This window comes from uncultured Frigoribacterium sp. (assembly GCF_963515265.1).
Classification (GTDB): domain Bacteria; phylum Actinomycetota; class Actinomycetes; order Actinomycetales; family Microbacteriaceae; genus Frigoribacterium.
Map to the genome: position 1 here is coordinate 1 of NZ_CAUPYL010000098.1, position 9,331 is coordinate 9,331.

A 9,331-nucleotide genomic window follows, 5' to 3' on the forward strand; every position below is an offset into this window, starting at 1 on the left:
CGCGCGCGGCGCGCCCTGGGCGGCCTCGTCGTCGACGGGCCCGCGACGACCGCGCGCTTCCACCGCCTCCTCGTCGACGACCCGGCCTTCACGGGCGTCGTCGCCGACGCCGAGACGGGGACGGACGGCGGGGGAGCGGACGGCGTCGAGCCGTCCGTGCACACCCGCTGGATCGAGACCGAGTGCGAGTGGCTCGACGAGCTGGCGACCGCGACGCCGGAGGCGGCGGCCGGCCCGGGGTCCCTCCGCACGTGGGTCGTCGTCGACGGGCGTCGCGTGCCCCTCGTGCTGCCGCTCACCGACGTCGTCGGCTCGGCCGACGGCGCGCTCGGGGCCGACGCGCTCGTCGCCGGCATCGCCGCCGCAGCGGTCGAGGCGGATGTGCCCGGACAGGCCGGGCGGGGCTCCTCGGCGTCGTAAGCTGAGAGAGCGCCCAGAGTCGCGCGCCCTCCTCGCCGCCCTACTCCTCGGGAGCCACCATGACCACCCCCGTGTCCACCGACGCCCGCCGCCCCGGCGTGGCCGGTGCCCTCGACCGCTACTTCGAGATCAGCGGTCGCGGCTCGAGCTGGGCCCGCGAGATCCGCGGCGGCGTCGTCACCTTCGTGACGATGGCCTACATCGTGATCCTCAACCCGTTGATCCTCGGCGGCTTCAGCGAGGACCAGGCCGCGAAGGACGTGCTCGGCGGCTGGCTCCAGAACGGCCAGGTCGGAGCGGTCACGGCCCTCACCGCCGGCGTCATGACCATCCTCTTCGGCACCGTCGCCCGCCTTCCGTTCGCCTTCGCCGCGGGCCTCGGCATCAACTCGTTCCTGGCGGTCACGGTCGTGCAGGACGTGACCTGGCCCGAGGCGATGGGCCTCGTCGTCATCAACGGCCTCGTCATCACCATCCTCGCCGTGACGGGCCTCCGCAGCATGATCTTCAGCGCGGTGCCCGCGGCCCTCAAGACCGCGATCACGGTCGGCATCGGCCTCTTCATCGCGTTCATCGGCCTCGTCGACTCGGGCTTCGTCCGGACGAGCGGGAACGCGTCGCCCCCGGTGCAGCTCGGCGACGGCGGGTCGATCAGCACCCTGCCGACCATCACCTTCGTCATCGGCCTCGTCGTCATCGGCGTCCTCATGGCCCGTCGCGTCCGCGGCGCGATCTTCATCGGCATCGTCGCCTCGACGGTCGTCGCGATCGTCCTGCAGGCGATCTTCCAGGTGCCCACCTCGAACGGCCAGAACCTCGACGACTGGAACCTCAACGCTCCGGTGCTGCCGACGCAGATCGTCGCGCTGCCCGACCTGTCGCTGATCGGCGACGTCAGTCTCGGCGCCTTCGCGCGCATCGGCTGGCTGTCGGCCGTCATGCTGGTCTTCACCCTCGTCTTCACGAACTTCTTCGACGCCATGGGCACGATGACCGGCCTCGCGAAGGCCGCCGACGTCGCTGCACCCGACGGTACGTTCCCCCGCCTGAAGTCGGCGCTCGTCGTCGAGGGCATCGGCGCGGTCGCCGGCGGCGCGACGAGCTCGTCGTCGAACACCGTCTTCGTCGAGTCGGCCTCAGGCATCGGCGAGGGAGCCCGCACCGGCTTCGCCTCGGTCGTCACCGGGCTGCTCTTCATCCTCGCCATGTTCTTCACGCCGCTGACCCAGGTCGTGCCGCTCGAGGTCGCCGCCGCGGCGCTCGTCATCGTCGGCGCGCTGATGGTCTCGCAGATCAAGGACATCGACTGGACCGACTTCAGCGTCGCCCTGCCCGTGTTCCTGACGATCATCGTCATGCCGCTGACCTACTCGATCGCCAACGGCATCGGCGTCGGCTTCGTCACGTGGGTGATCGTCCGCGCGTTCTCGGGCAAGGCACGCGAGATCAGCCCCCTGCTGTGGATCGTCGCGGTCGGGTTCCTGGTCTACTTCGTCCGCGGCCCGATCGAGACCCTGATCAGCTGATCCTCGCGGCCGGGGGCCGGGCGCGGTAGCGTCTGCCGCACGCACCGACACCGTCGTCGGTGCGACCGAGCCGAGGAGGCCCCCGTGCCCCGCATCACCCCAGTCCTGTGGTTCGACGGCGAGGCCGAGGCCGCCGCGACGTTCTACGTCTCGCTCTTCCCCGTCTCCCACATCAGTCACGTGTCCCGGTACCCCGACGACTTCCCCGACCCCGCCATGGCGGGCCAGGCGCTCGTCGTCGAGTTCGACCTCGACGGCCAGGGCTTCCAGGGCCTGAACGGCGGCCCCGGCTTCGTCCCCAACGAGGCCGTCTCGCTCTCCGTCCCGGTCGACGACCAGGAGGAGCTGGACCGGATCTGGGACGCCCTCGCCTCGCACGGCGGCCAGGAGGGGCGGTGCGGCTGGGTCCGTGATCGCTGGGGCTTCTGGTGGCAGATCGTGCCGAGCGCGATGCAGCGGACGGTCGGCGGTCCGGACCCGGCCGGCGCCTCCCGTGCGATGGAGGCGATGATGGGCATGAGCCGCCTCGTCGTCGCCGACCTCGAGGCCGCCTACCGCGGCGACTGACCTGCCCGCCGCCTCCTCAGCTCAGCATCGAGGGACGAGTCCCCAGTCGTGCACCGCGGCGGCGACGAAGGAGCTGCCGCAGACGAGCGCTGCCCCAGGGCGGTGCGCGGCTGGTGACGAGGGACGAGTCACCAGTCGTGCACCGTCCCGTCGGCGAGCCGGTTGTAGGGCAGGTACGCCTGCTCGTACGGGTACTTGCCGGCCTCGTCGACGTCGAGCTCGACCCCGATGCCCGGCTTCTCGCCGGGGTGCAGCATCCCGTCCGTGAAGGTGAAGCTCTGCTCGAACACCGCGTCGGTCTTCTCGCCGTGCTTCATGTACTCCTGGATGCCGAAGTTGTGGATCGCGAGGCCGAGGTGCATCGCGGCGGCCATGCCGACGGGCGAGATGTCGGTCGGCCCGTGCATGCCCGACTTGATCTGGTACTGCGCCGCGTAGTCGAGCACCTTGCGCAGGTGCGTGATGCCGCCGGTGTGGGTGACGGCGCTCCGCACGTAGTCGATCAGCTGCTCGCGGATGATCTGCTGGTAGTCCCACACCGTGTTGAAGATCTCACCGATCGCCAGGGGCGTCGTCGTGTGCTGGCGGACGAGCCGCAGCGCCTCGGGGTTCTCGGCCGGCGTCACGTCCTCGAGCCAGAACAGGTCGTAGGGCTCGAGGCTCTTGCCGAGCGAGGCCGCCTGGATCGGCGTCATGCGGTGGTGTCCGTCGTGGAGCAGCGGGATCTCGGGCCCGAACTCGTTCCGCACGGCCTCGAAGACGGTCGGGACGTGCCGCAGGTACGAGCGGGTGTCCCAGTCCTCCTCGTTCGGCAGGGCGCCGCGCTGGGCGGGCTCGTGGTCGTAGCGCACGCCGGTGTTGGCGTCGAAGGTGGCGTTCGAGGCGATGCCGTAGATCGACTTCAGCCCGGGCACGCCGGTCTGCACGCGGATCGCCTTGTAGCCCTGCTCCTGGTGGTCGCGCACGCTGTCGAAGAGCTCGTCCAGGTCCTTGCCGGAGGCGTGGCCGTAGGTGAGCAGGCCGGTGCGGGAGGCACCGCCGAGCAGCTGGTAGAGCGGCATGCCGGCGACCTTCGCCTTGATGTCCCAGAGGGCGACGTCGACGGCGGCGATGGCGGCCATCGTGACGGGGCCGCGGCGCCAGTAGGCGCTGCGGTAGAGGAACTGCCAGGTGTCCTCGATGCGACCGGGGTCCCGGCCGATCAGGAGCGGCACGACGTGCTCGCTGAGGTAGGCGACGACCGCGAGCTCGCGGCCGTTCAGGGTGGCGTCGCCGAGACCGGTGACCCCCTCGTCGGTGGTCAGCTTCAGCGTGACGAAGTTGCGGTCAGGGCTGGTGACGATGACCTCGGCCTTGTCGATCTTCATTCGGTCTCCTTCGACTGGATGGTGGCGGCAGCGCCTCCTCACCACCCTGTCGCACCTGGGCGTCACGCGCCAGGGCGTCCTGCGCGTCCGCGGCGTCGCGCGCCAGCAGGGTCGCGCCGGCGACCGCGGCGGGCATCACGACGACGGCCCCGAGGGGGACGAAGAACGACAGCCAGGTGGCCGTGCCGAAGCCCAGGGTCCGCCAGCGGTTCGCCGCCAGGGCCGCCCGCCGCTGCCGCAGCGACCGCCCACGGGCGTCGAGGGCGAACCCGGTCAGCTCGACGGCCAGGAACCAGCCGCCGGTCAGCGCGCCGAGCACGGGCACGAGGGTCTGCCCGACGACCGGGACGAAGCCGCCGACGAACAGGCAGATGCCGACCGCCGCGGTGGCGAGCAGCAGGCGGACGGAGTCGCCGACGCTCCGCAGCACGCCGCGCCAGAACCCCTGGTCGACGTCGGCCGGTGCGTCCCCCTCGCGCTGTTCCACGTGCCGCCAGATGCGCTCGTAGAAGGGATCGCCGACGAGCAACGTCACGGCGGTGAAGGTCACCACGGCGAGCAGCACGGCCAGCAGGGCGACCGCCACGCCGACGCCTGCCCTGACGAGCACGCGGCCCCACTCCGGCCACCGGTCGGCGAACGGCGTCGCCAGGACGGCCAGGTCGTCCGCGTGCCCGTTCACCAGCACGAGCAGGGCGACGAAGACGGCGCCGACGATCAGGGCGGGCACGGCACCGAGCAGCATCAGCCGCGGCGACGTGCCCCAGAGCCGCAGCCCCCGGCCGAGGACCGCGACGCCCGAGCCGAACTCGCGGAGTGCCGACACCTCAGCGCACCTCGAGCGGCACGGGCCCGGTCGGGGCCGGGAACGCGCGCTCGAGCTGCGCGAAGGCCTGGTCGTCGAGGTCGACGGCGAGGGCTGCAGCGTCCTCGCGCACGTGGTCGACGCTGCCGGCCTTGACGGCGAGCAGCACGTCGGGCGCCAGCCGGAGCACCCAGGCGATCGCGAGCTGGGCGGGCGTCACGCCGAGGTCGGCAGCGACGGAGGTGACCACCGGATGGTCGAGGAGCTCACCGTGGTCGACGGGCGAGTACGCCATCAGCGGCGTCCCCGACTCGCGCAGGCGCGGCAGCAGGTCGTGCTCCGGCCCCCGGCGCGCGAGGTTGTAGAGCACCTGGTCGGTCTGGGGCGAGGACGAGCCGCCGGTGGCCCGGGCGAGGTCGTCGAGGTCGTCGACGTCGAAGTTGCTGACGCCCCAGCCGCCGATCGCGCCCTCGGCGACGAGCGCCTCCATCGCCTCCACCGTGTCCTCGAGCGGGTGGCCGCCGCGCCAGTGCAGCAGGTAGAGGTCGAGCCGGTCGGTGCCGAGGCGGGCGAGGCTGGCGTGGCACGCCTCGACCGTTCCCCGACGGCTCGCGTTCGAGGGGAGCACCTTGCTCACCAGGAACACCTCGTCGCGCCGACCCGTGATCGCCTGGGCGACGAGTCGCTCGGAGGCGCCGCGCCCGTACATCTCCGCCGTGTCGACCAGGGTCATGCCGAGGTCGAGTCCCTCGCGGAGGGCCGCCAGCTCGGCGTCGCGTCGTCGGGGGTCGTCGCCGAGCTCCCAGGTCCCGAGCCCGAGGGCGGGGGCGGTGCGTCCGTCGGGGAACGTGACACGGGGGTTCTCGTGAGCAGCCATGGCCCCAGTGTGCCCGGGCGACCGTTCCGACGGCCCGTCCTCCCCGAGCCTCAGGGGCATGTTCCCTCCCCAGGGACGACGGGTCACGGCACCGTCCACAGTCGAGGAGGCGCGGGTCGAGCGGGGACGCCCGCTGCGGCACGGTGGTCCCCATGACCACCACAGACCGCACCGTCCCGCCCCTGCCCGTCAGCTCCTCCGAGTCCGCCCTCGCGCAGTGGGCGAGCGTCGTCTGCGACGAGCCCTGCGACGAAGACCTCGTCTACGTCGCGTTCTTCGACCGCGGCGAGTACCCCTGTGCGAACCTGATCCGGCTGAGAGGCCTGCCCCGGCTGCCCTACGGTCGCGACGTCGCCTCCCTCGAGCGCGTCGTCCGCGACCAGGCGAGCGACGTGCGGGCCCGCTCGGTCGTGCTCGTGTGGCAGCGCGAGGGCGAGACGCCCCTCGACGACCTCGCCGTGGCCACCTGGGCGAGGGGCCTCGACGAGAGGCTCCGACGCGGCCCGCTGAGCCTTCGCGGCCAGGTGCGCCGCACTCCGGGCGGGTTCGACCCGGCCCCGCGGCTGCCGGGACAGGTCACGGCGACCGACCTTCCCGAGGGGTTCGACGTGCCGGGCGAGGGCCCGCAGCTGATCCCGATGCGGAATCCGTACCACTGACCGTCGTCGTCGCCCGCTCGCCCGCCCGTGCCGTCGCCCGGAGGCGCCCGTCAGCTCATGCTGCGTCGGCGGCTGCGTCCAGCCTCTGCACCTCGTCGGCGGACAGCTTGATCGTCGCGGCGGTCGCCGAGTTCATGATCGTCTGCGGACGAGTCGACCCGGGGATGGGGATGACCAGCTCGGACGCGTGCAGCTCCCACGCGAGGGTCAGCACCTGGGGCGAGATCCGACGGGCGTTCGCGATCTCGGCGAAGACGGCGTGCTTCGTGCCGAGGTCGGCGGCGTTCGTGATGCCGCCGAGCGGGCTCCACGGCAGGAAGGCGATGCCCATCTCGTCGCACAGCACGAGTTCCTCGGTGCTCGAGCGGAACGCGGGGGAGTACTGGTTCTGGACGGAGACCAGGCGCCCGTCGAGGACGTCGTTCGCCTCGCGGATCTGGTCGACGCTCGCGTTCGAGATGCCGGCCATGCGGATGACTCCCTCGTCCAGCAGCTCCGCCAGGGCGCCCACCGAGTCGGCGTACGGCACGGCCGGGTCGGGGCGGTGGAACTGGTAGAGGCCGATGGTCTCGACGCCGAGGCGCTGGGCGGACGCGCGCGCCGCCTCCTTGAGGTAGGCCGGGTCACCGTTCTGTGCCCAGGCTCCTGCCTCCGGTCGGAGGTGGCCGCCCTTCGTCGCGACGAGCACGTCCGACGTGTCGCCGTGGAAGCTCTCGAGCGCCCGGGCGATCAACGACTCGTTGTGCCCGACCTCGTGGGTGCCGGGCTGGTGGTAGGCGTCGGCGGTGTCGATCAGGGTGATGCCCTGCTCGAGAGCGGCGTGGATCGTGGCGATCGCCTGCTTCTCGTCCGGCCGTCCCTCGATCGACAAGGGCATGCCGCCCAGGCCGATCGCACTCACGGTGACGTCTCCGATGGTCCTCGTCTTCATGGGTCCTCCTCGTGCCGCAGCGGTGCGGCGCTCATGGTCGTGACGGTCCCCGCAGGCGGGGCCCCTGCATCCTGGGTACGCCCGCCCGGCCTCCCCGCTCCCAGGAACGAGCGGCGCCCAGGTGCCTGGCAGGCGCCACGGCGCGGTCTGCCAGGGGAGCCGCCTAGGTTCTCCGCATGACCTCCGAGACCGCCGTGGCCCCGTCCCGGCCCGCCACCGGCCCGCACGACGACGGCGCTCCCCACGGTGCGACGACTCCGGGTGCCCCCGAGGAGGGTCTCGGCCGGACCGCCCGGGCGCGAGCTCGCTGGCGTGCCGGGCGGGCGAAGCTCGACGGCTATCCCCGCCTCCGCGTGGCCTACAAGGTGGGCGTGGCGCTGGCGGGCGTGATCGTGATCGCCGTCGGCCTGGTGCTCGTCCCGCTGCCCGGTCCCGGCTGGTTGATCGTCTTCGTCGGGGTCGCCGTCCTCGGCACGGAGTTCCCGGCGGCACACCGCGTCACGCAGGCCGTCCGCCGGCTCGCCCACCGCCTCCGGCTGCGCTGGCGCGCCTGGAGAGCGAACCGGGCCGTCGCGCGCGCCTGACCACCCGCACCGCACAGGGCCCGTCCACGATCGTGGACGGGCCCTCTGCGGTGCAGGTGCCGGAGGTGCCGCTAGTGCGCCGCCTCGTACTTCACGGGCTCCGGCAGCCCCTTGTCCGCGCGGATCGACCGCGAGAGGCGCTCGATCGAGGTGAGGGCCGCGACCACGTCGGCGGCGGTCACCGGGAACGGCATCGAGTGGATGGTCTCCGACTCGACGGTGGCGGCCGCGGCCACCGCCTCGAGCTCCTCGGTGTCGTCCGTGCTCAGGCCGATCTCGGTGAGCGTGTTCGGCAGGCCCACCCGGGTCGTGAACTCCACGAAGTCCTCGATCTCGGCACGGGGCGCCCCCTCGAGCACGAGCTGGGTCAGCGAGCCGATGTTGACCTTCTGGCCGTGGGTCAGGCCGTGCGTCTGCGGGGCAGCGGTCAGGCCGTTGTGGATCGCGTGCGCGGCGGCGAGGCCGCCCGACTCGAAGCCGAGGCCGGAGAGCAGCGTGTTCGCCTCGACGAGCGACTCGAGCGCCGGCGTGACGATCCCGTCGCGCACCGCGTCCAGGGCGGAGAAGGCGTTCTCGTGGATGATGCGCCACGACAGCTCGGCCAGGGCGGTGCCCGCCTGGGTCGCGAGTCCGCCGGCCATCGTGGTCGCGGCGGCCTTCGCCGACGCGCGGGCCTCGATCCAGGTGGCGAGCGCGTCGCCGATCCCCGCCACCAGGAACTGCACGGGGGCGTTCGCGACGAGCTGCGTGTCGATCAGCACGAGGTCGGGGTTCCGCGGGAAGAACCGGTACTCGATGAACTCGCCCTCGTCCGTGTAGACGACGGCCAGGGCCGAGGTCGGCGCATCGGTCGAGGCGACGGTCGGCACGCTGACCCAGCGGATGCCGGTGGCGTGGCCGGCGGCCTTGGCTGCGTCGATGGCGCTGCCGCCGCCGATCGCCACGACGACGTCCGCGTCCGACGACCGGATCGACTCGGCCAGCTCGTCGATCGCGGCCGGTGTCGCGAACCTGCCGAACGGGACGCGCTCGACCCGCAGCGACTCGGCGGCGAAGCTCGTGCCCACCGCCTCCTCGACGAGGCCCCAGACGACGTCGTCCGAGACGACGAGGGGTCGGCTCCCGATCGGCGCGACGAACTCGCCCAGGCGGGTGATCGCGTCCTTGCCCTGGACGTAGCGGGCGGGGCTCATGACGGTGCGGACGGGAACGGGCATGCGGTGCTTCCTCTCGTGGGGGACGTGTGCCGTGCACGGTAGGCGGGCCGCCTCCGTGTCCCGTGCACGCCGACGCCGACGCCGACGCCGACGCCGACGCGCCGCCCAGCCGCGGCCCGATATCGTTGCGGGGTGACGCCCAGTCCTGCCTCCGCCACCGCCTACGAGGTGCTCGGCGTCCCCTCCACGGCGTCCGACGACGACCTGCGACGTGCCTACCGACGCCTCGCCCGCGAGACGCACCCCGACCTCGGCGGCAGCGCCTCGGCCTTCCGCGACCTGCAGCTCGCCTGGGAGCTCGTCGGCACGCCGGAGGCGCGGGCCGCGTACGACCGTCGGCGCCCGTCGTCGTCGGCGTCCACGGGCTCGGGCTCGGCG

General features: G+C 72.6%; 10 protein-coding genes and 1 pseudogene. 6 read left to right on the top strand and 5 right to left on the bottom strand.

The genetic code is table 11. The features are described from left to right. The 3 genes and pseudogenes from RWM17_RS09125 to RWM17_RS09135 all read left to right on the top strand — a co-directional run. Positions 1 to 420, top strand: a pseudogene (locus RWM17_RS09125) (hypothetical protein); the annotation flags it as partial. 59 nt (positions 421 to 479) lie between these two features. Then, positions 480 to 1,946 (top strand): NCS2 family permease, encoded by a 1,467-nt coding sequence (locus RWM17_RS09130; RefSeq protein ID WP_314102929.1) that lies wholly within the window; start codon positions 480 to 482, stop codon positions 1,944 to 1,946. Positions 1,947 to 2,030: 84 nt separating this feature from the next. Beyond that, positions 2,031 to 2,513: a VOC family protein gene (locus RWM17_RS09135; protein ID WP_314102931.1), complete on the top strand. Its 483-nt coding sequence runs from the start codon at positions 2,031 to 2,033 to the stop codon at positions 2,511 to 2,513. A gap of 128 nt (positions 2,514 to 2,641) precedes the next feature. On the opposite strand, the gene manD is transcribed toward RWM17_RS09135, so the two are convergent. Genes manD through RWM17_RS09150 form a run of 3 tightly spaced genes read right to left on the bottom strand, consistent with a single transcriptional unit; the run spans position 2,642 to position 5,562 of the window. Then, entirely contained in the window at positions 2,642 to 3,880 is a 1,239-nt protein-coding gene (gene manD / locus RWM17_RS09140; protein WP_314102935.1) for a D-mannonate dehydratase ManD, read from the bottom strand. Next, entirely contained in the window at positions 3,840 to 4,706 is an 867-nt protein-coding gene (locus RWM17_RS09145) for an EI24 domain-containing protein (protein WP_314102938.1), read from the bottom strand. The genes manD and RWM17_RS09145 overlap by 41 nt, the downstream gene beginning before the upstream one ends. Before the next feature lies 1 nt (position 4,707). After that, on the bottom strand, positions 4,708 to 5,562 hold the full coding sequence (locus RWM17_RS09150; protein ID WP_314102941.1) for an aldo/keto reductase: 855 nt from the start codon (positions 5,560 to 5,562) through the stop codon (positions 4,708 to 4,710). A gap of 152 nt (positions 5,563 to 5,714) precedes the next feature. Between RWM17_RS09150 and RWM17_RS09155 the strand changes: the two genes are divergently transcribed. Then, on the top strand, positions 5,715 to 6,221 hold the full coding sequence (locus tag RWM17_RS09155; RefSeq protein ID WP_314102944.1) for a hypothetical protein: 507 nt from the start codon (positions 5,715 to 5,717) through the stop codon (positions 6,219 to 6,221). A gap of 55 nt (positions 6,222 to 6,276) precedes the next feature. On the opposite strand, the gene RWM17_RS09160 is transcribed toward RWM17_RS09155, so the two are convergent. Beyond that, positions 6,277 to 7,152, bottom strand: a complete 876-nt coding sequence (locus tag RWM17_RS09160) for an aldo/keto reductase (RefSeq protein ID WP_314102947.1) — start codon at positions 7,150 to 7,152, stop codon at positions 6,277 to 6,279. Positions 7,153 to 7,328: 176 nt separating this feature from the next. Between RWM17_RS09160 and RWM17_RS09165 the strand changes: the two genes are divergently transcribed. Next, positions 7,329 to 7,736 (top strand): PGPGW domain-containing protein, encoded by a 408-nt coding sequence (locus RWM17_RS09165; RefSeq protein WP_314102949.1) that lies wholly within the window; start codon positions 7,329 to 7,331, stop codon positions 7,734 to 7,736. Positions 7,737 to 7,807: 71 nt separating this feature from the next. Here the strand turns inward: RWM17_RS09165 and RWM17_RS09170 are convergent, their stop codons facing one another. Further along, positions 7,808 to 8,953: a glycerol dehydrogenase gene (locus RWM17_RS09170; RefSeq protein ID WP_133737427.1), complete on the bottom strand. Its 1,146-nt coding sequence runs from the start codon at positions 8,951 to 8,953 to the stop codon at positions 7,808 to 7,810. A 132-nt stretch (positions 8,954 to 9,085) separates the two neighbouring features. On the opposite strand from RWM17_RS09170, the gene RWM17_RS09175 reads away from it, so the two are divergent. After that, positions 9,086 to 9,331 (top strand): DnaJ domain-containing protein (locus tag RWM17_RS09175; protein ID WP_314102953.1); only part of this gene is annotated, 246 nt, incomplete at its 3' end.